Consider the following 22,828-nt stretch of genomic DNA (forward strand, 5'->3'; position numbering starts at 1 on the left):
AATTAATAATTTTGATGAATGCTTCCAGTTATTCAATTTGTTAATTTTATTGAACAAAATGCCTTGTTTGCACCCGACAGCAAGGTTTTGGCCGCTGTAAGCGGTGGTATGGATTCTGTTTTAATGACCCACTTATTAAAGGCTTCGGGAATTAATTTTAGCATTGCTCACTGCAATTTTCAGTTACGGGGCGATGAGGCCCTGCGCGATCAGGAGTTTTGCAATAACCTGGCTAATAAACTGCGGGTACCCTTTCATACCATCAATTTTGATACCATACAATATGCCGGCGTACATAAAATATCTATCCAGATGGCCGCCCGTGAATTGCGTTACCAATGGTTTGATACTTTATGCCAGCAATCGGATTACCAGGCCATTGCGCTTGCACACCACCAAAACGATGCGATTGAAACAATATTGTTAAACCTTACCCGCGGAACCGGCATTGCAGGCTTACACGGCATATTGCCCAAAAACGGGATGCTGGTGCGCCCACTGCTGTTTTTAAAGCGCGAAGAAATAGCTGCCATTGTTGCCGCCAATAAATTGGACTTTGTTGAGGACAGCTCAAATGCTTCTGCAAAATATGCCCGCAATATGATAAGGCTAAAGGTGGTGCCCAAACTAAAGGAGCTAAACCCATCGCTCGAAAAAACTTTTGAAAATAACCTGAAACATTTCAGGGACCTGGAACTCTTATTGGAGAACCAGGTTGCCGCATTAAAGAAAACGATTTTACAGCAAGGGAAGGATGAAACGTTTTTATTGCTTGCCGATGTTAAAAAACTAAATCCGCCCCGCCTTTTGTTATTTAAGTTATTGCAGCAATACGGTTTTAATGAAACAACCGTTGATGATGTGCTATCGGTATTAGATAAGCATTCGGGCCGAATCTTTGAATCAGCCGGGTATTTACTGGCGCTTGACCGCGACAGGCTGATCATTAAACAAAAGAAAACCGGGGCGCAGGAAGCTGTGAATATACCGGAGCAGGAACATGAGGTTTATTACGGCGGATATAAACTTAATTTGTTGCATGATGATAGTCCGCTCATTATAAAAGATAACCCGCTGGCAACATCAGTTGACGCCGCTTTGCTGATATACCCGCTCACGATACGGGCGTGGCAGGAAGGTGATTATTTTTACCCGCTGGGGATGAAGGGGCGAAAAAAACTGAGTGATTATTTTATCAATCAGAAGTTACCCTTACATCAAAAAGAGGACGTGCCCATACTGGTGAATGGCAACGGTGATATAATTTGGGTGGCAGGTCTCCGCCCCGATGAAAGGTATAAAGTAAACAATAACACTAAAAAAGTTACTATATTCGAATTGTACAAATTATGACAAGCGAGAAAACTGTATTTGTAGAAAAGCAATACCTGGGCCGTGAATTCATCCCTATTACCATACGCCTGGTTTTGGCTATGTTTTGTTTTGCGGCCTACTTTTTTACCGATGAGGGGGAGCGCAACGGCGATCTGCTGGTGGTAGTTGGTTTCGCTATTATCATCATATCCATCATTATGGGCTTTCTGCTGCATTACAGTACCAAGGTAGAAAATAAAAGCATCCGCCTAAGCGGCTTATGGACCGCCCGCGTTGTAAAAATCGACCTGAATGGCATTGTAAAAGCCGAAAAAGGATTATACAGCCGTTACCTTTTTAACAACCCTGTTTATAACCTGCATACCAAGGGCACCATTCGTTTTTATGCCGCAGGTAATGATGCCATTCATTTAACAGACAGAGACGGCCTGGTTTACATCATAGGCTCGCAGCACGCCAATGAGTTTTTAAGGGCGATAAGGGAAGAGATGAAAAAGTAAGCGGTTTCTTATTTAAAAATCGTTCAATCCTTTAGTCCGGCTTTAATTGTTCCCTATCTATGTCTTTTTTAATGGACCACATAACCGGGCAACTGACCGCCAAATTACAACAACTGCCAGACCAAACGCAAGTGTCACTGGCATTGGTAAAGCCAGGTCAGACCAATTTTGTGGGGCTGAAAAAACATAAAGAGATAATATCTCCTATTGATAACCGCGATGCGGCTTTTGAAATAGGATCATTAACAAAACCGTTTACTGCTTACTTACTGGCGCAACTTTTAGCCAATGACATGGTTAAGTTGGATGACCCTATTCAGCGTTTCCTGTCTTTTAAGCTTCACAGAAACCCACCTATTACACTTGGACAACTGGTTAGCCATACATCCGGGTTGCCGCGATTGCCGGCCGATTTCTATACTCATCCAGATTATTTAGAGGATAATCCCTTTTTAAACTATGATGAACTACGTTTTCTTTCTTATCTGACGCAAAAACTGGAGTTAGATAGCGTGCCCGGAGAGCGATGTAATTATTCAAACCTTGGCTTTGGCGTGCTTAGTTTTGTGCTATATGCCATTACCAGAAAATCGTTTACATCTCTTTTAAGTAAGGAGATTCTCGAGCCCTTAAATATGTTAAATTCCGGCTTCGGCAGAGCGGCAATCAACTCGTCGATTGTTGAAGGTTTAACTGAAGAAGGATACGTTGCACCTTACTGGGATAGCGGCTTTTTAGAAGGCTGCATAGGTATGTTATCTACGGTTAATGACCTCTCGAAGTTTGCGCTCAACCTTTTAGATTTTCAAAACCGGGCAAGTACCTTGCAGCTACGGAAAATAGCGGATCTGCGGCCCGGTGTAAAAATGTGCATGGGTTGGGCAACATCGACAGCGGGCCCTCAAATATATTGGCATGGGGGCGGCACAGCAGGCTTTGGCTCTATAATGACATTTAACCGCGAGACACAAACGGCAGTGATCATATTATCTAATATAGCACCTGCCAACTTTAAAATGGGCATTGAACCCTATGCGTTTGAATTATTAGCCAGTGCATCTGCCGGTAATATTCATTAATGCTTTACTGCCATTGTATTAAACATGGCGTTTAAATCAATCAGCAAATGGCAAATGATCAATATCTTGAGATTGCGGTATTTATAATAATGATAGCCAAATATCAGCCCTATCAATATCGGGAACAATACGTTGATTAGGGTGCCGAAACCGACATGGCCTAACCCGAAAATGATGGCGCTGATGATAATGGGGGGATGCTCACTTTTAAAAAACAATTTCAGTCGCGGTATCATATACCCCCTGAAAATAAACTCTTCTAAAAAGCCCGCTGTAATGATAGTGAACAATTTTATGGGTACGCTGATGCTTTTTATAAGCCCTAAAAAGCGACTATATTTTAACAGCCCGGCTGCCTTTAGAGGAAGTATGATGACCGCTGCCCCAACGACTATAACAATGAGGATAACAATAACTGATAAAATATAATAGCCAATACTATAGCTTTGCTCCGGCCAAATTATAAAAGGTTGCTTTTCGTTTTTTTTCACATACCAATAAATAATAGCGAAAACCAGCCAGAACGCTAACCGGGTTATTAGCATTTTGGCACTTATAGAAAGACCACCAGCGGCAAACCCAGGCAAAAATTTGGACGATAAGGTAAATATGGTAAGTAAAACAAGCGCTAGCACCAGGCCCCTGATAATGGTTTTGTGCTCGTTTTGATTGTAAAATGCTATCATGGATAAGGAGTTAGTATGAGCATCCTAATGTACTAAAAATAGGGTCTCATCAGGCTACTCCTGCCCCATAATGCTCATCAGCTCATCAATAAATAAAATAGCGGCCTTTTTGCGGTAAACACCTTTTTGCCACAGGATATATGATTGCCGCTTGATTCCCTTTGCAATAATGGGAACAGCCGCTACTTTATCCCATCCTATAAGTGCTTTTTCATTAAGTATGGTAGCCCAATGGCCGCTTTGAACTAATGAGAGCAGCGAATGCACATCATTTAACTCGATTTTAATGTTTGGGGTTATTTTATTTTTGTAAAATAACTCATTAATAAATTCGCGGGAGCTGAACCCTTTGCCCGGTAGTACAAGGTCGAGCGCGGCCAGGTCTTTCAGGTTAATTTTTTCGAGTTTAGCCAGGGGATTGTTTTTATCCACCACCAATACAATACTCGAACTAAAAAGCCATTGCATTTCCAGGTCCTCATCGTCCGACTCATTATGAAAAGCCAGGATCATGTCCAACTCGGATAAGCGAAGCTTTTTCTCCAGGTCTTCGGGATTGCCATAGGTAATAAAAATTTTAATCCCCGGGTATTTGGTAGAAAATGGTGCAAGAGCCGGTAATAACAGCGAAGTAAAGGCGTATGAAACGCCAAGGTTCAATTCGCCGGTGGCTGCGTTATTAAGCTCGGCAATGGCTTGTTTGCCTTTTTGCACCGCTGCCAGTATTTTGCGGGCGTGTATTAAAAATATATGCCCCGCTTCGGTAATGCGCACATGTTTGCCTACCCTGTCAAACAAAAGCAGGCCCAGCTCTTCTTCCAACTGCTTAATTTGTTGCGACAGCGTGCTCTGGGTAATAAATACAGCCGCCGCCGCTTCGGTGAAGTTCATCGTTTCGGCCGCTTTTACAAAATACTGTAATTGCCTAAGCTCCATAATCAATCGTTTTTAACGATCATTTCTATTGAAACAATCTATTTTACAAATATATCATCATTGCGGATATTTGCATCATAAACAATTTCAATAGTCTTGTATTAAGATCTCCCCTGGATTTGCTTTTGTAATGAATGAATAAATGAATGTCTTCCGCTCTTTAAAATACCGTAATTTCAAGTTGTTTTTTTACGGTCAGTCTATCTCTCTTATTGGTACCTGGATGCAAAAAACAGCTGTAAGCTGGCTGGTTTACCGGCTCACCGGCTCGGCAGTATTGTTAGGTATAGTTAGCTTTGTAAGCCTTATCCCTTCTTTAATCCTTGCGCCGTATGCAGGCAGTATTGTCGATAGGCATAACCGTTACCGTATATTGGTTATAACCCAGGTAGTATCTATGCTGCAGGCAGGTGCATTGGCTTTTTTAATATTGTTTAAGTTTTATAACATCCCGGCCATTATTGGGCTAAGCCTGGTGCAGGGTATTATCAATGCGTTTGATGTTACCTGCCGCCAATCCATCATGGTAGAAATGGTTGATGATAAAGCCGACCTGCCCAACGCCATCGCGCTAAACTCCACCATGACCAATTTTGCACGCATTGCGGGGCCAGCCGTGGCGGGTATAATTTTAAGCACGTTTGGGGAGGACTTTTGTTTTTTCGGCAACTTTTTAAGCTATATACCGGTGCTGGCCTGTTTATTTATGATGAAGCTGAATACAACTGTAGCAGGCAAATCTCAAAAAGGTATCTGGGCCGAACTGCAGGACGGCTTTAAATATGTGTCCGGCGACCGCGACTTGAGCAGCCTGATCCTGATGCTTAGCATAAGCAGCATATTTGTTATCCCCTTTAATACCCTGATGCCCATTTTTGCAAAAGATATTTTTAATGGGGATGCCAAAACCTTTAGCTGGTTTGAAAGCGCCGCGGGTGTAGGTTCGGTGATCAGCGCGGTTTATTTGGCCAATTTAAAAACAGGTAAAAACCTGGTAAATATTATCATTACAGCAAGCCTTATTTTCGGATCGGCTGTACTGATGGTGGCTTATGCAGGCAAACTGCCATTCGCTTTAATATTTATGGGCTTTACCGGTTTGGGGATGATGGCGCAAACATCGGCCATCAATACCTATATTCAAACACATGCTATACCGGCCATGCGCGCAAGGGCTATAAGCTATTACGTTATGGCTTACCAGGGAATGATACCGGTGGGCAGTCTTTTGGTAGGCTGGCTGGCAAATGAGCTGGGCCCAAGACAAGCGGTTTTTATTGAGGGCGCAATTGGGTTGCTGGCAACAGGTGTTTTTGTTTTGTATAAGAGAAGGCAGGGCGTAGAGGACAATATAGGCGGGAAGGCTATGTTGGCTAAATAAGCTATTGTAATAAAAACCGGTTAGGTTATATAAAAGCCCTCTCCAACAGGAAAGGGCTTTTTATGATTTTACATCTTCAAACCAATCTCTCTTAACCGCTCATCCAGGTATTCCCCGGCAGTGATATTGGAATATAATTTAGGGTGATCGGCATCAATACATGATTCCAAACTCGTCAGATCCATCCCCGATTTAGGGTGCAGGAAAAATGGCACCGAAAAACGCGAATATTTCATCAGCTCGCGGGGTGGGTTTACCACACGGTGCGTGGTTGATTTTAATTTATTGTTGGTTAAGCGCTGCAGCATATCACCAACGTTTACCACCAGGTCTTCGCCATGGGCCTTAACTGGGAACCAGGCGCCTTCGCGGGTAAGCAGCTCAAGGCCATCGGCGCTGGCGCCTATCAATAGCGTAATGAGGTTTATATCCTCATGCGCACCGGCACGCACTGCATCATCAGGAACCGAATCAGGGTTGGTTATCGGGAAGTAATGCAGCGTGCGCAATATAGAGTTGCCGTTGTGTACTTTGTCGTCGAAATAATTTTCGGGCAGGTTCAAATAAACCGAAATGGCCTGCAACAGGTGTTTGCCGGCAGCTTCCAGCTTTTTATAAACCTCCAGCGTAGTAGTATTAAATGATGGCAATTCATCAACCACAACGTTATCGGGGTAAATATCTTTAATCGGGTCACCATCGGTAACGGTTTGGCCAATCTGCCAAAATTCCTTCAGGTCGGGCGTTTTAAAGCCTTTTGCGGTTTCTTTTCCCTTACCGGTATAACCACGCTGGCCGGCCAGGCCCGGAATCTCATATTTTTGCTTTACCGCATCGGGCAATGCAAACAGTGCTTTAACCTGCTCATAAAGCTCATCTATTAATTGCTTGCTTAAGCCGTGGTTGGTTATGGTAACAAAACCGGTTTCATTAAATGCTTTACCAATATCGTCAGAAAACTGCTTACGATCGGCAGTGCTGCCGTTTATATAATTATTAAGATCAAGTCGCGGAATATTTACTGTGCTCATAGCTGTCGCTTTATAATAAAAAGTAAAATTATTTAAATTTTAAGTTAGCAAGTACAAAGTATAAATAAAAAATTGTTTCACCCTTTAAATCACTATCCAAACGATGTTAACCCGTAAAACAATTTTTGATTTAAACGTTTTATACTTTGTTTCGTCATACATATAGTATCGACAACAAAACTGAATGAAAAAATGAAATATATAAAGAAAATATGCGGTTTAAGCTTAATAGCATTTTTTATAATGCTTGCCGCACCAACTATAAGCAAGGCCCAGGAGGGCGGCTACGTATCTGACCAGGAATTTTATGACGAACTTGCCCCTTATGGTACCTGGGTTGATGACCCGCAATATGGAAATGTATGGGTGCCTGATGTGGAAGATGGCTTTAGGCCATATGCAACCCGTGGGTATTGGGTTGTTACCGATTATGGTAATACCTGGGTATCTGATTATCCCTGGGGATGGGCAACTTTCCACTACGGACGCTGGCGTTATGATGATTATTATGGCTGGGAATGGATTCCGGGCCATGAATGGGCACCTGCCTGGGTAAGCTGGCGCCGGGGCGGCGGCTACTATGGCTGGGCTCCTTTAACTCCGGGCATAAGCATCAGCCTGTCATTCGGCAACAGCTATCACGTGCCCGATTCATATTGGGTATGTGCTCCGCAGGAATACATCAACAGCCCTAATGTTTATAATTATTACGCGCCGCATACACGGGTAGTTAATATTATAAACCGTACAACAGTTATCAACAACACTTATGTTTATAATAACCGCACGTATATAACCGGGCCAAGGGTTACCGAAATCAGGAGGGTTACCCGGAATAATAATGTACCGGTTTACAGGGTTAACAACACCAACAGGCCCGATGGCGGCGGCAGGGTTGCGAATAATACGGTAAACATTTATCGTCCGCAGGTAACAAGATCAGCCGATGCAAGGCCTGCAAGGGTCATCAATGCAGCCGAGTACCGGAAAGCTAATCCAAACCAGGGCATAGCTAACCGTGCAGGCGGACAAGCAACTGTAAACCGTAATAATGCCACACGATTAGCTGATGTGGCTAAAAGTAACGACACTAAATTTGTAAGGGTTAACAACAACAGACCGGCAAATGCGCCCCTGGATAACAATCGTCCGGCGCAACCAAACGCAAGGCCAAACGATCAGCAAAACAGGCAACAGGCCGGTGAGCAAGCCAGGCAGCAAAGGGATCAGCAGCAAAACCAGGCCAGGCAACAGCGGGATCAACAACAAAATCAAGCGGTTCAGCAACGCCAGCAACAGGCTAAACAACGCCAGGACGCTCAAAAAGAGCAGCAAGTTCAACAACAGCGCGATCAGCAACAGCAGAACCCTCAAAGGCAGCAACAGGTTCAGCAACGTCAACAGCAGCAGGAAGCGCAACGCCAGCAACAGGTTCAGCAGCGTCAACAACAGGAGCAGGCTGTTCAACAACGCCAGCAGCAACAGGTTCAGCAGCGTCAACAGCAACAGGAGCAGGCTGTTCAACAACGCCAGCAGCAACAAGTTCAGCAGCGTCAACAACAGGAAGCGCAACGCCAGCAACAGGTTCAACAGCGTCAACAACAACAAGAGCAGGCTGTTCAACAACGCCAGCAGCAACAGGAAGCGCAAAAACAGCAACAGGTTCAGCAGCGTCAACAACAACAGGAAGCGCAACGCCAGCAACAGGTTCAACAACGGCAACAACAACAGGAGCAGGCTGTTCAACAACGCCAGCAGCAACAGGAAGCGCAAAAACAGCAACAGGTTCAGCAGCGTCAACAGCAACAGGAAGCGCAACGCCAGCAGCAGGTTCAACAACGGCAACAACAACAGGAGCAGGCTGTTCAACAACGCCAGCAGCAACAGGAAGCGCAAAAACAGCAACAGGTTCAGCAGCGTCAACAGCAACAGGAAGCGCAACGCCAGCAGCAGGCTCAGCAACAGCAGGAAGCACAAAGGCAGCAACAAGCTCAGCAACGTCAGCAACAGCAGGAAGCGCAAAGGCAGCAACAAGCTCAGCAGCGTCAACAGCAACAGGAAGCGCAAAGACAGCAACAGGCTCAGCAACGCCAACAGCAGCAGGAAGCGCAGCGCCAGCAACAGCAAAAAGAGCGCGAACGTAAGCCCGCCAATTAAAAAGTTGTTTTAAGTTATAATCAATAGCACATATAAACAAGCATTAATTAGTTTATATGTGCTATTTTTATTGCTGCTACATATAAGCTAAATTAATTATGAAATACCTGCGCAAACTTAGTTATCTTGTTATTTTTGCTTTATTACCTCCTTTTTTTTATCCGTTAAAGGGTAAGGCCCAGGCTGTAAATACATCAACCCAGATCAATTTTATTGAAAATTCATGGAGCCAGGCTTTAAAGCAGGCTGCTGCCAAAAACAAATATATTTTTGTGGATGCCTATGCCAGTTGGTGCGGCCCGTGTAAAATGCTTAAGGCAACTACCTTTAAAAACAATAAAGTGGCCGAGTTTTATAACAGCAATTTTGTGAATGTCGCCATTGATATGGAAAAAGGAGATGGACCGCAACTGGCTGTACAATGGGGCTTGCGGGCTTACCCCACACTCATTATTTTTGATGCAAAAGGAAACCCGGTTTACGGTACAGTTGGCTTTATTAAGGCCGATGACCTGATAAAATTTGGTGTAAAAGCCCTTAATAAATAATAGTCTGGTTTAAACAAACTCAAAAGCCGCAATCTTTATTATGCAATGATAAAGGCGTGGGCAATAATGCGCCTCTTGGGCACACTTAATGGGGTCAAATGCAATTGTAGCAACTAATAGTAATCCTTTGCCGGCGCTTTTTGGAAAGAAAGCGCAGTAAACTAAAGAAGACTGAAATAAAAAAAGGCCGGAAAACTCTCGCAGTTTTACGGCCCTACATCTACCTATGAAAAACAACCCTTTTGAGAAGGGTATTAAGTTATATTCAAATGAGATGCCAATTATTAAATAAGAGTTAAAATGCATGAAAAGCCACATTTATATATCTGCCATAATTTATTTGTGGAAACTCTTCCCCGGCTTTTGGGGAGAAATTGCACAACAGGTTGATTTGTAGTTGAGTATTCTCAATAATGCGGGGCATACGTTTGTGGGTAAAATTTGCCAACTTAAATAAACATTCCAGAAACCATAAACCACAAACATTGTTACTGCTTATATGGATTATAATGTTTACTTATTGGCAACCGATCCTAAAAGTCCTTGTCGGGATATCATCCATTCCAGGGACACCCGTTTGAAGGTTAGGGTCTTTTGTCTTGATGAAGAAGGGTTTAGTCCGGATGCCAATGAGATCCAGCTATATGGCTATGCCAATAGCAAGCTATACGCCTTTGAAACCATAGATATCGCTGCCGATGACGCACTTGACCTTGTAGGGGCTATTCAATGGTACGCCGACTATATAGATGATCCTGAGATGGAAATACTCCCGGAGGACCCCCGCCCCGATGAAAATATAGCCATGTGAAACCCTTACAGCAGCCTTGCGATCGCTTGTTTTAATGGTAGGTTCAGCGTGATTGGCGGTATGCTGACGGATGCGTTTATTGATATCCTGGCAAGAATCAACATAAAGTTTATCCTTCAAGGAGAGTAAAAGCATATTTTGGGTTCGAGCCCGGTTACCCTCCTTATCAATAAGGTTAAGCAAAATTTCTACAAGTTTAAATAACCATGAGAAAACTAATTGCAGCAATCAATACGACACTTGACGGGTTTTGCGACCACACGACAATGATTGCAGATGACGAAATACATCAGCATTATAATGAGCTATTAAGCAACGCAGGCACCCTCTTATACGGACGGATTACCTATCAACTTATGGAAAGTTATTGGCCATCTGTTGTAAAAAAACCTACCGGTAACAAACCAATGGATGATTTTGCAGTATTAATAGACAATATTTCAAAGATTGTTTTTTCCCGCACACTGAAAAATGTTGATTGGAAAAATACAAAATTGAAAAAGGAAGTAATTAAAGAAGAGATTTTAGAGCTCAAGCAACAAGCGGGTAAAAACATTTTAGTTGGCAGCCCAAGTTTAATAGCAGGCTTAATGCAACTCGACTTAATTGATGAATACCAGCTTAGCGTTCAGCCAACTGTTTTAGGAAGCGGCTTGCCATTATTTAAAAACGTGAAAGATAGAGTCGATCTTAAACTCTTAAAAACAAAAACATTTGGTTGCGGTGCAATAACTCTTTATTATGAGTCGGCAAAAAAATGAGTGCATAGTTAAAACGACAGACCTTCGTGATCACAGTAGTTCGTGGAATATTTATACCTGGCAGTGCAACATATCCAGACCAACACCGGATATAAAAAATGCGTTCCGTATCTCACCCCGGAACGCACCACCAGTGTTAAGCCAACAGTACTGAGTTGTAAGTTATAAGCCGGATTTGCTCTTTTTTGACTTCGAACTTAAGACTTTCGACTAAAGGCTAACGTCATTTCAATCTTGACGTCACTTGTGTTTCAACTAAACCTCAGATCGCACGTTTATGGATCTAAGTTCTTTGTGAGCCTGAATTATTCACTTCTCAAACTCTTCACCGGGTTTGCTATTGCTGCTTTTATTGCCTGGAAACTTATGGTTGCAAGTGCAATAATTATTGAAGCAAGGCCGCCAGCCGCAAATAACCACCAACTAATGTTGATGCGATAAACATAAGCTTGCAGCCATTGGTGCATGTAATACCATGCAATGGGTGCAGCAATTGCAAAGGCAATTGCGATGAGTATAATAAATTCTTTTGAAAACAAATAAACGATGTTGCCTGCCGTGGCACCAAGTACTTTACGGATACCAACTTCTTTTATTCGCTGCACTGCCATGAATGAGGCTAAACCATACAACCCCAGACAGCTAAGGAATATGGCGATTGCTGCAAAGATTTTATACAGCTGAGATAACTGGTTTTCCTGTTTGTAAAAACTCCCAATTTTTTCATCGAGGAATTTGTATTCATAAACAAAATCGGGAAATGTTTTATCAAATACTTTTTTTACCGATTGCATGGTAGAAGAAATATTTTTAGTTGCCAGCTTTATCCCGACCTGGTTGTACATGGCAATGTCGGTGGTGATCAGCAATGGTGCAAGGTCATTGCGGAAAGACCGGTCATGGAAATCTTTTAATACGCCAACAACAGTTCCTTTGATCTGATCATGCCAGGTGGTCATAGGCTTGTTCAATATGTCCTCTGGTTTTTTCAGTCCCAAAGTTTTCACCAAAGACTCGTTTACCAGAAATTCTCCCGTGGTATCAGACGGGTTCACATTTCTGCCGGCTATAAGCGGCAATTTGTAAACGGACACGTATTCGTTGTCGGCGAACTTGGTAATAACCTGGAAGTCTGTTTGTTTTACTGCACGATTATATTTGATAATGCTCCACAGATCTGTGCCATTTTCAACCGGGGTGTTGGAACTATAAGTAACCGCCTGTACGCCGTTTATAGACAATAACTCTTTCTTTAAATAACCCAGCTTACTGAGACGAAGACTATCCACACGGAAGGGAACATTGATGATGGCGTCTTTATCAAAGCCCAACGGCTGGTTCATAAAATAATCCATTTGCTTTACAATGATGAGCGTTCCGATAATGAGCGCCTGTGCAATAATGAATTGAAACACCACCAACCCTCTTCTTAATGAAATTCCGTTTGCAGTATTTGAAGTGAGTTTACCCTTTAAAGCATTAACAGGATTGAAACCAGATAAAACAATAGCAGGATAAAAACCGGCGAGTGCAGTTACAACAATGGTTACAGTTAAAAGAAATAAAATAATTACAGGATTGTTGAGTATGTTGAATGAAAGCGAAAGTTCTAAAAGTCGACTTACATAAGGCAATGCTAGAATTGTAATAACCGCTGCAAGTATTACAGCACTTGTAACTATCAAAAATGTTTCAACGATAAATTGGATTTGCAATTGAGATTTATTACTTCCCAAAACTTTACGTACGCCAACCTCCTTTGCACGATTAACAGCTTGCGCGGTGGCGAGGTTGATAAAGTTTACGCAGGCAATTAACAGGATAAATGCCGCAATCAACCACAATACATTGAGCAGTTGATGGCTGATTGTTTTGTTGCTGTAATTACCCACTTGCGTATCATAATGTACCGCACCTAACGGCTGGATAAAATGCATGTCGGTATTGCCCGGCGATTCTACCTTGTGGGAGTAAGCTCTTAATTGCAGGTTGAAATTGTCGGCAGAAGTGTTTGGCGGCAGCAAAATATAGCAACCAAAACCGGCTACATTTCCGTCCCAATCGGTGGATTTTGCCAAATAATCCCCGGTAAAACCCGTTCCATAGGCCACAACAACCTTTAGCTGAAAATCTGAATTTGCCGGTATGGTGGCCAAAATGCCTGAAACTTTTAATACGTCGACGCCGTGTTCGAACATATAGCCGCCCATTTGCAGTTTAATGGTTCTGCCTATTGCTTTTTTCCAGTCGCCGAAATATTTTTCAGCGGTTTCTTTGGTAAGCAATATGTTGTTAGGATCTTTTAATGATTCATAAGAACCCGCCAACAGCGGGAAATCGAATATTTTAAAGAACGAAGGGGCCATGTAAAATACACCCTGCTGCTCCTTGAAATTTTTTTCCGTATTTCCATTGTTATCAACGATCAGCAACTGATCATCGTGGCTGGCAAAGATCGGAGCTACCTGTTCTATTTGAGGAAAAGACGTTTTCAGGCCTAAGGGCATTGGGAAAGGGACGGCTGTTTTGTAAGAAATATTTCCTCCTTCTGCGTAATGAAATTCGGTCAGCACACGATAGGTGCGATCTTTCATTGCGTGAAAAGTATCGAAGCTTGTTTGAAATTGTATAATGATAAAGATCACCATACAAACGGCAATACCAACAGCCAGGCCGGTAATATTAATAGCGGTATAACTTTTATTGCGCACCAGGTTGCGCCAGGCTATTTTCAAATAGTTTTTAAACATATAATTGCGGTTTAATTTCTCAGGAGACCACCCGGGAGTGGTTTCATGGAACGAAATTACCTCCGCAAACCGGGGATAGCGCCCCAAATTATAAGATGGGCTCTCTTTTTTCAGTTCGTTCTTATATTCCGCCGGGCTTTTCCCGGTTATTTGTTTGAAAGTACGGTTAAAAGTAGTTTTAGAATTGAAGCCCGATTCAAATGCAATACCCAGCAGGGTGATATGGTCATAAGCCGGGTTCTGCATTTTCTGAACAACGTCTGCAACGCGATATTCATTGATAAAATCATTGAAGCTTTTTTTGAGCACTGTATTGATTATCCTGGATAATTCATGGGTATGCAGGTCAAGCTTTTCAGCAAGTGAACTCAGGCCTAATTCCGGGTCCCGGTAATAGCGGTTTTCTTTGACGACTTTTTTCAGCCAAATACTTTTTTGCTTCAGCTCTGCGGGTAGTAATGGTTTAAAAAACGATGCTGTATCTGAAGGCGCGCCGATTTCAGGCCTTAAAAAGGCCCTCGTCGCCATCCAGATCATCATTGACGCTAAAAGGAGATATAAGGGATAGTAAGCCTGTATGCCTAATTGGTAATTGTAATGAAAATAGTCTACAGCTATAAAGGGTATCCACAACAGCCATAACAGCCCGAAACCTGTGAGTAAGTTACGCAGCCACTGCAGCTCGTGACGGTACCGGTCGCCTCCATTAAATTTCAGTTGCTGGTAAAAATTTTCAATTAGTGTGTAACATCGGTATAGGTAGATAATTACCGAAATGAATGCCAATAGCTGTAATACAGGGTTCAATTGCTGAAATGTCAGCGTATCGTATGTCGATGCGCCTGTTTTTATACTTTCGAGGGTCTGTAAGAGGTAAGCGCTTAGTTCCAATAATAAGGGGCTGAAATGCAACAGATCCTTGCGCCGGAATTTATAATCCGGCTGAGTTATTTTAAGCACATAAAAGAAGATGAGGGGGCCAAATGCCAGTGAAAATTGTAGCGGCAACCGGCTCCAAAAAGGAACATAGTCTGCCAGCCGAATGTCAATCGCCAATATCCGGGTTATCCACAAAACAACAATAGCCAGTGCTATTGCCAAAAACCGGTTTGCTGAGCGATTTACTTTCCTGGTGAACCATAAAAGCAGGATGAAAGTGAGGCCGATAAAAATCGTTCCAAGCAACGCAACGTCATAAAGGGTAATATGGAATGTATATGGTTTCAAGTAAATTAATTGCCTCAATCGCTGTTCCAAACCAATAAGATGCTAATAGTTAGAATATTAACGGAAAAGCTGAGATGGATGATGTACCAAAAACGGACGAAGTATGTTCGGTTTTGAAATAGCACATTGGATCTCCTAATCTTCTTGTTTTTCTCTCATTCTCGGGAAAAATGGCGTTAAATTCAATTAAAAATCTTACGATAATGAAAAATATAAAACTATTATCTTTGTGGCTTAAAAATACTGGCCTAAACTATGCACAATAAGTTATTGATACTGGGTTTTATTTGTCTGTTTTGCTTAACCGGACTGAAGTTACATGGGCAAGTTATAACAGCAGGAACTGCAATAGGCACAATTGCCGGTTGTTCGGGCTCGGTTTCTGCAAGCCCAAATCTTCAACAAATTGTTGTAACCGGAAGTGGTTTATCATCAAATATAACGGCAACAGCACCAGCAAACTTTGAACTATCATTAACGGCCGCAGGTCCCTACGCCAATACTATTACAATGCCCAAAAGCGGCGCTACTGTTTATGTACGCTCTGCAGCTACGGCGCCGGTTGGCAACCCCTCGGGTAATGTGAGGTTTTCGTCGGCCGGTGCAAACATCACCAATGTACAGGTAAGCGCTACTATAAAAGCGCTGCCTGTGGTTAGCGCGGTAGCCAACCAGATTGTAATTAGCGGCAACTTAACGGATCCGGTTAATTTTGCCGGTACCGCCCCTGCCTATCGATGGACCAACAGTAACCCCAATATCGGCATTGCCGCCAGCGGTTCGGGCAATATCCCTTCTTTTACCGCCGTCAATACTGGTGCCACACCCATAATGGCAACTTTTACGGTTACGCCGGCACCCGCAGGGTTTATTTTTACCGGCAACGGCAATAGTAGTTCTGTTTCAATGGTTAATACCGGCAATAACACCGTTGTAGCTACCATACCTGTTGGCAACGGGCCTTATGTTACCTTAGTAAGCCCCAATCAGCGCGAAGTTTATGTGAGTAGTTTTTATCAGAATGAAATTACTGTTTTAGACGCCTTAACCGGAAACATCATAACCAAAATTGCAGTTGGAGACAATCCAGAGTTTATGACCACCAGCCCCGATGGGAGTATGTTGTATGTGTTACAGGTAGGCGGAGCCGGTGTTGTCGTTATAAATACGGTTACACATGCGGTAACTGCAACCATCCCTATTGGCATATTACCACAAATGCTGGTTGTAAGCCCCGACGGAAGCCGTTTATATGTAGCAACCTACGGAATCAGTGGTTCGGGCGCTACCTATGTTATTAATACGGCTAACAATACCGTAATTACTACCATTGCCGCAACCAGTGCTCCCAGTGGTATTGCTATCAGTCCGGATGGTAGCCGGGTATACATTACAGACCACGGACGTAACAGTATGAGCGTAATCAACACCTCAAATAACCAAGTAGTAGCTGTTATCCCTTTAGGCGGCTTTCCGCTTCAGCCGGTTATCAACGCAGATGGCAGCCGCGTATATGTGCCAAACATGCTTTCCAATAATATTTCAGTTATCGGTACGGCCACCAACAGCGTAATTGCCACCATTCCTACTGGTGACTACAGCGGTGGTTGCACGTTATCGGCTGACGGACAATTACTATATAACACTAACCGGATATCACAATCCTTAAGCATAATTAGTACTGCCAGTAACGCAGTTATCAAAACCATACCCTTAAGCGGCCAACTGGATAACCCGGTAATAAGCCCTGATGGCAGTCGTTTATACATTACAGATGATGGCTCCAATGTTATTCACGTTATCAATACTGCTACCAACACATTTATTACCGATATACCAGTTGGTTTAAATCCCCTGATCACTGCACAATCCATCACGACCGGTAGTGGCTGCCCCGGTACACCGATAACATTTACCATTACAGTTACACCAGCCGTACCTACCATTACAGAATCAGGTACCCCTAATTCTGTTAATACCTCTTATGGTATTCCGTCTGCTTCCGCAAGTTTTACGGTATCGGGTGCTAACCTTGCAACGGGTATTACTGTTACGCCGCCGCCCGGTTTTGAGGTGAGTACAGATAATGTGAACTTTAGCAGTATAATTACGGTTGGCGGCGCAAATATAACCGGGCCCACTACCGTTTATATCCGGTTGGCAGCAGCAACCAATGTTGGTACATATATCGGCAATATTGTATTGAGAAGTAATGGCGCTGCAAGTGTAAACGTAAGTATGCCTAATAGTACAGTATCGCCTGCTATCATGAATGTTATTGGCACATATAGTAAAATATATGGCGATGTACTTAATGATTTTACACTCTACTATAATACACCCAACTTCACTTTTAATTTAGCCGGTTTGCGAAACGGCAATACTTTTAAATCTATTAAATTTGCTTTTGACAGCGGCGCTGATGCCACAGACCGGGTAGCTACGTATTTAAGTTCAGTAACATTGTCTGACTTTGAGGGCGACAATGGTTTCCTGCCGGGTAACTACATTATCAATTATTTTCCGTTTGACCTGGTTGTGCTGCCGGCTCCCATCACCATCACCGTTAGCAACGTAAACAAACCATATGGTACCGCATTGGCAGGCGAGCCGGCTTCAACCAATTTTACCGTAACTGGTTTGCAGAATAATGAAACGATAGGCAATGTTAGGATAAGCTATGGAACGGGAGCATCTGCATTATCCCCACCGGGTTTGTACAGAGGTTCTGTTGTTCCATCCGCTGCTACCGGGGGCACTTTTTCGCCTGGTAATTATGATATCACTTACCAACCAGCTAACCTTAATGTCAATGCCCCTCCGCCACCGGCAATTACCTATACAGGGCTGCCAATTGCGCTTCAAACAATTTATGGCACACCATCTTCAGTTACAAGTATCCCGGTTTCGGGCACAAACCTCACCTCCGGTATCAGTATAAGCCCGCCTGCAGGATTTGAGATCAGTACCGACAACAACAACTTTAGTAATACTATTATGCTTAAGCCCGATGCTGTTGGTACAGTAGCTGCAACAATAATTTATATCAGGCTGGCCGCAATTGCACCAGCAGGCAGTTATACTGATAATTTGGCATTGAGCGGCGCCGGTGCCGGCAACGTTAATATACCTCTTGCAGGTACCGTTACACCGGCGCCGCTTACTGTTGCCGCCAAACCAGCAACTAAAACTTATGGAACTATACTTGCGGGGGGTGTCGGATCGACCGGGTTCACAACAACCGGCTTGCAAAACGGCGAAACTGTAGGGTCTGTTATATTAACATATGGTTATGGTTCGGCCGTGAGCGACCCTGTAGGAGTTTATAATGCATCCTTAGTTCCATCTGCTGCTACCGGCGGTAGTTTTAATAGCAGTAATTATAATATTACTTACATCCCTGCCGGCATCACTGTTAATCAGGCATTGCTCACCGTCACGGCCAACAATCTGTCCAGGGCTTTTGCCACACCCAACCCAATACTTACAGTTACTTACACGGGCTTTGTTAATAATGAAAGCCCGTCACAGCTTACCCTATTACCCATAGTTTCAACCAGTGCTATACTCAGCTCGCCAAGGGGGCAATATCCGATTGTGGTGAGCGGAGCGCTTTCTCCGAATTATGCCATCAGCTATGTAGCAGGTACGTTAACTATTTACTTGGCTCCGGAAAGTATCATAATACCTAATACTTTTACTCCCAACAGCGATGGTATTAATGATTTGTGGGTTATTAAAGACCTGCAATATTACCCCGGTTGCACTGTGGAAATTTACAACCGATATGGGCAACACCTGTATCATTCCCGCGGCTATAGCCTGGCCTGGGATGGTACATACAACAGTCAGTCGCTACCTTTCGGCACCTATTACTATATCATCAGTCTGAACGATGGCTCCCCAACAAAGCTTTCTGGCTATGTGGCTATTTTAAAATAGTTTCACTAATTTTTTGAGGTAAGATAAAATTGGCCGATGTGGTAAAATCAGCTAACCAGCGATTCAACTTTAGTCGCGTTCCCGTTACCTGAATCCGAACTTTTTTACAGTTTGGGCGTGTTATTTGTTAGGACAAATAGTGCAACAATATTATTTTATGGTGATAATTATTCTCTGATACGCTGTAAGTGATGGGGACCCATTATCTGTTACCTCAAAAATAATGTGAATCGTTTGTCCCGAGACAGCGTCCTTCGGAATAAGCACTTTTACCTGTTTAGTATTCGCATTCGAAATATTGATTTTGCCAGGATATGTTCCAAACTGGAATTGCCACCATTTAATGGAGAAATTGTTTCTATCCGGTTCTGAAACGGTTCCGTTTAACCTTATTGTTTCTCCCGGAGATGCTAAAATGTTTAAAGGCCCTTCAATACTTACAATTGGTGCATGATTTGCGCCGGCGTATTTTGGTGTTACTGACCATTTAAGACGGGCTGCGAAATCCCGCTGGGCTGCGGGAAAGAAATCGGGATAGGCATTTGCGCTTTTATCGGATTGATTATTCAACGAACTGAGCGTAGAAACCATGGCCTGTTGAGATGTGTCGCCTACCGTTAAAAAGGAAATGTTGGGTTGATGTTCACTTAACCGACGGCCGCCCCATCCTCCGTAAAAGCCCTTTTCATAGGCCCGCAGTCCATTACCCAGCATATTCATAAATGTTGGGTTATCGCCTTCACCAAGCCACGAGCCTTTCTTTTGAACAGGCAACCATACAATATAGCCTATGTGCCGTAATTGGTCATCGGTGTAACCCGATAGTCCGAAATAATCCAAACGGTCGCCTTTTACCATTTGTTTTCCATCGCCCCATACACGGTATAGCGCTCCTAAAAGCCCACGGCCGGATACATTTTCTTTCATCCATGCTGAAGTAAGATAAGTCGAATCGGCTGATTTTGCACCTAACTGTGCACCATAACCATAATTAGGCCCCCCGCTGAATTCCCGGTAGTCAATATCGGGCCAATTAGGTTTGATATATTTAGCATACGTATCATCCTGGTCGCCAGATGGAAGCAAAACAACTTTAGTTGATACCTTTTTTTTAATTGCTTCCCACTGGGTTGTATACTTGTATTCCTCCTGGATTGATTTAAGTGCCCGGGCTATCGTACTTTGACCTCCCCATGCGGTAATATACAATTGTCCCGGTTTATTATCCAGCATCAGCGATTTAATCAGATCAGAGCCAGCTGAATTTTTTGAGATATCGCCATCGAATTCAATATTTCCGTACCGGATTTTCGACTTCAGCAAATTAGGCAAGGGGTAGTTGGGGTTATGTATTTTGAGGTTGGGATATACTTTTTCATAAGCTTCAACAGCGTCATCAATAAAGCGTTCATGCTTAGCCCAACGCCACGTTTCACATGGACAGGTATCCAAACCGAAACGTGTATATTCCCGTCCGGGAACATACCACTTAGTTCCTTTTCCATCTCCTCTCCAATGGTAGCCACTGCTCGCATAAATAAGACCTTCCACATCCAGATCAGAGCTATACAGTAAAAAACGTATAAGTGAATTATTATCATCAAGTTCGGGATCTGCAGTAATCACAATGCGTGGTCGTGCTTCTTTGTTAGGAGATTGTGCCTTTACGGCATTTGCCAAAAGGCAAATAATCAACAATATCATTGCCGGAAGACCAACATTTACCTGTAACCTTTGTACATTTGATTTCATCGACGTTCTGTTTTAGATGTATAATTGTTTATGYCAGCAATAGCTTAGTTGGTTAGGCCTAATACAAGGATGAATTGCTGTTAAACTAATTGTTTCCCGGTTTTTCATTTCTTTTAAACGCGCATCTGAATCTACACAAATTAAATTAACCGTATCAATTCCGACAGCATATTGAGGACAACGAGATTTTTGTTGATTCATCGGTGAGCAGCCAGGTGCGGAAAAATCCGGGATTAATACAAAAACTTAAAAGCAGCATAAGGGAACAGAAGGGGCTAAAGCTATTTGAGGCTTTTTTGTTTTTGAATAACAAGAGCCGAAATTTTCTTCCTATTATTACCATATGCATCTTCATGTTGGCTTTCAGGTCCTTTTTTTGGCTTTGCTATCATTTTTTAAACCGGAGAAACCCGATTTAATGATCGCCGCTAAGCATCATAAAACGGTTAAAATTCTTAAAACGCATAAGCACTCCCGCGTACATTACAGATCAGCAAACATAGATACCGCAATTTCAACAGCATGCACAACGCCTGATGAATTAGTGACTTTTGCTAAATCGCTCAAAGGTATAAGATATCGGTTTGGCTCCACCAATCCCGAAAAAGGGTTTGATTGCTCAGGGTTTGTTAATTACGTATTTCATCATTTTGGAATAACCATCCCCAGGAGTTCTTCGGATTTTGTGGGTGTTAACAGCCGGGTAGACCTGAACGAAGCGAAACCGGGAGACCTGATATTGTTCACCGGTACAAAAAGCAGAAGAAGGGCTGGGCATATTGGTATAATTGTATCATTGCCGGGAGAGCCGATAATGTTTGTACATTCTACATCGGGCAAGGCAAACGGGGTTACAGAAACACCTTTAGATGATTATTATATGGGCAGATATATGAAAACTATCCGATTATTTACAGGCAATAACGATAGTTTTATTGATTCGAAAGATGATTCGCAGGGGATAGATGGAGCGATTGATCGCTCGTGGGGTTCAAAACCCTGAGGTCGGCAGTTCGATCCTGCTCCTCGCTATCTTGATAATAAGGCATTACGATAAAAAGCAAATGCCTTTCTTATTTCAGAACATACAACGCTCATACAGGCCGGACTTTGCAGAATATTAATTTCTCAAATCACTGAATCCCGGGCAGTGTGGTGTGCTTAATGTTGGGGGGCATTGTATCCTAACCCGCAGGATCTGATGATTTTTGACCAAGCAATATTTAACATTACGCTGTTAATGTGACATTGGCTTTTTGTAAATTTGGATACGTAGAAACCGGCGATTCATTTCGTAGGGTAATCACACAGTTTATTTTAAAACAAAAGGCTTCCACTGATTAAATAAGATCGCCATAGAAAGTAGATTTTCGATTATTTTACACTGTAATGCCAAAACTTATCATACATTTGCAGCCCAACAAACAGTGCGGGATGGAGCAGTTGGTAGCTCGTCGGGCTCATAACCCGAAGGTCGTAGGTTCGAGTCCTGCTCCCGCTACCTTTGAAAGCCTCTTAGAGAAATCTGAGAGGCTTTTTTATTTTACTGCCAATAGCTTGCTGGCCTGATCTTGAATGATATTTGTATTGTTATTCTAATGCAAAAAAAACAAAGACTTTTTTTATTCCTCACAAAAATTCTGATTGATCCATTATAACCAGGCTGGCGGGAATAGGTAATATACAACCGAGGAAAAGGCCTTAAACAAGAAAAACCTGGTAGATTTACCAGGTTTTTGTGGGTGTAACTGCCCCTTTTCTAAAAAGCCTTTTTACATTAGTAAAAGGGCTTTTTTTATGCCCTGAGGGCAGTTTTCAATAAAAATAAAATTTCGTTAGTTTAAAGCTGATGAGTAGTTTAACATGAAAACCGCCAAAGTTTATAAAGTAATTTGCAGCTGATTAAATTGGGTTTATGGTTAGGGGATAATT

At 42.8% G+C, this 22,828-nt stretch carries 15 protein-coding genes and 2 tRNA genes; 12 read left to right on the plus strand and 5 right to left on the minus strand.

The annotated features are described in order from the left end of the window. Window positions 1–18: 18 nt before the first annotated feature. From tilS to AC1DQW_RS00185, 3 genes are all read left to right on the plus strand, one after another. Complete coding sequence (tilS, locus tag AC1DQW_RS00175; protein WP_477452283.1) at window positions 19–1,353, plus strand: tRNA lysidine(34) synthetase TilS; 1,335 nt, start codon at window positions 19–21, stop codon at window positions 1,351–1,353. Beyond that, window positions 1,350–1,835, plus strand: coding sequence for a hypothetical protein (locus tag AC1DQW_RS00180; RefSeq protein ID WP_477452285.1), 486 nt, complete (start codon window positions 1,350–1,352; stop codon window positions 1,833–1,835). Before tilS ends, AC1DQW_RS00180 begins: the two co-directional genes overlap by 4 nt. Window positions 1,836–1,906: 71 nt before the next feature. Beyond that, window positions 1,907–2,914: a serine hydrolase domain-containing protein gene (locus AC1DQW_RS00185; RefSeq protein ID WP_477452286.1), complete on the plus strand. Its 1,008-nt coding sequence runs from the start codon at window positions 1,907–1,909 to the stop codon at window positions 2,912–2,914. Here the strand turns inward: AC1DQW_RS00185 and AC1DQW_RS00190 are convergent. Then, on the minus strand, window positions 2,911–3,600 hold the full coding sequence (locus AC1DQW_RS00190; protein ID WP_477452287.1) for a CPBP family intramembrane glutamic endopeptidase: 690 nt from the start codon (window positions 3,598–3,600) through the stop codon (window positions 2,911–2,913). The genes AC1DQW_RS00185 and AC1DQW_RS00190 overlap by 4 nt on opposite strands. 54 nt (window positions 3,601–3,654) lie before the next feature. Next, a complete protein-coding gene (locus AC1DQW_RS00195) occupies window positions 3,655–4,536 on the minus strand; it encodes a LysR substrate-binding domain-containing protein (RefSeq protein WP_477452288.1) in 882 nt (293 codons plus the stop codon). Window positions 4,537–4,678: 142 nt separating this feature from the next. Between AC1DQW_RS00195 and AC1DQW_RS00200 the strand changes: the two genes are divergently transcribed. Next, window positions 4,679–5,917 (plus strand): MFS transporter, encoded by a 1,239-nt coding sequence (locus tag AC1DQW_RS00200; protein WP_477452289.1) that lies wholly within the window; start codon window positions 4,679–4,681, stop codon window positions 5,915–5,917. Window positions 5,918–5,985: 68 nt separating this feature from the next. On the opposite strand, the gene AC1DQW_RS00205 is transcribed toward AC1DQW_RS00200, so the two are convergent. Continuing rightward, window positions 5,986–6,948 (minus strand): isopenicillin N synthase family dioxygenase, encoded by a 963-nt coding sequence (locus AC1DQW_RS00205; RefSeq protein WP_477452290.1) that lies wholly within the window; start codon window positions 6,946–6,948, stop codon window positions 5,986–5,988. A gap of 192 nt (window positions 6,949–7,140) precedes the next feature. Between AC1DQW_RS00205 and AC1DQW_RS00210 the strand changes: the two genes are divergently transcribed. The 4 genes from AC1DQW_RS00210 (at window position 7,141) to AC1DQW_RS00225 (ending at window position 11,225) form a co-directional block, all read left to right on the plus strand. After that, window positions 7,141–9,105 carry a DUF6600 domain-containing protein gene (locus AC1DQW_RS00210; RefSeq protein WP_477452291.1) on the plus strand — a complete coding sequence of 655 codons (1,965 nt, stop codon included), beginning with the start codon at window positions 7,141–7,143 and terminating at the stop codon, window positions 9,103–9,105. A 98-nt stretch (window positions 9,106–9,203) separates the two neighbouring features. Then, the gene (locus AC1DQW_RS00215) at window positions 9,204–9,653 is read left to right on the plus strand and encodes a thioredoxin family protein (protein WP_477452292.1); all 450 of its coding nucleotides are present in this window, start codon (window positions 9,204–9,206) and stop codon (window positions 9,651–9,653) included. A gap of 499 nt (window positions 9,654–10,152) precedes the next feature. Beyond that, window positions 10,153–10,464, plus strand: a complete 312-nt coding sequence (locus AC1DQW_RS00220) for a hypothetical protein (RefSeq protein ID WP_477452293.1) — start codon at window positions 10,153–10,155, stop codon at window positions 10,462–10,464. Window positions 10,465–10,670: 206 nt separating this feature from the next. Then, window positions 10,671–11,225, plus strand: coding sequence for a dihydrofolate reductase family protein (locus AC1DQW_RS00225; protein WP_477452294.1), 555 nt, complete (start codon window positions 10,671–10,673; stop codon window positions 11,223–11,225). 305 nt (window positions 11,226–11,530) lie between these two features. Here AC1DQW_RS00225 and AC1DQW_RS00230 read toward each other — a convergent pair whose 3' ends face one another. Beyond that, window positions 11,531–15,202 carry an ABC transporter permease gene (locus AC1DQW_RS00230; protein WP_477452295.1) on the minus strand — a complete coding sequence of 1,224 codons (3,672 nt, stop codon included), beginning with the start codon at window positions 15,200–15,202 and terminating at the stop codon, window positions 11,531–11,533. A gap of 255 nt (window positions 15,203–15,457) precedes the next feature. Between AC1DQW_RS00230 and AC1DQW_RS00235 the strand changes: the two genes are divergently transcribed. Next, entirely contained in the window at window positions 15,458–19,144 is a 3,687-nt protein-coding gene (locus AC1DQW_RS00235; protein WP_477452296.1) for an MBG domain-containing protein, read from the plus strand. A gap of 150 nt (window positions 19,145–19,294) precedes the next feature. Here the strand turns inward: AC1DQW_RS00235 and AC1DQW_RS00240 are convergent, their stop codons facing one another. Next, the gene (locus AC1DQW_RS00240) at window positions 19,295–20,896 is read right to left on the minus strand and encodes a DUF1593 domain-containing protein (protein ID WP_477452297.1); all 1,602 of its coding nucleotides are present in this window, start codon (window positions 20,894–20,896) and stop codon (window positions 19,295–19,297) included. Between the two features lie 418 nt (window positions 20,897–21,314). On the opposite strand from AC1DQW_RS00240, the gene AC1DQW_RS00245 reads away from it, so the two are divergent. The 3 genes from AC1DQW_RS00245 to AC1DQW_RS00255 all read left to right on the plus strand — a co-directional run bounded on the left by AC1DQW_RS00245 (window position 21,315) and on the right by AC1DQW_RS00255 (window position 22,397). Further along, window positions 21,315–21,899: a C40 family peptidase gene (locus tag AC1DQW_RS00245; protein WP_477452571.1), complete on the plus strand. Its 585-nt coding sequence runs from the start codon at window positions 21,315–21,317 to the stop codon at window positions 21,897–21,899. Then, window positions 21,856–21,928: transfer RNA gene (locus tag AC1DQW_RS00250), tRNA-Leu, on the plus strand. The genes AC1DQW_RS00245 and AC1DQW_RS00250 overlap by 44 nt, the downstream gene beginning before the upstream one ends. 396 nt (window positions 21,929–22,324) lie before the next feature. Further along, window positions 22,325–22,397 (plus strand) — tRNA-Met (locus tag AC1DQW_RS00255). Window positions 22,398–22,828: the final 431 nt, after the last annotated feature.

It is taken from the genome of Mucilaginibacter sp. P5_A4, assembly GCF_056400605.1.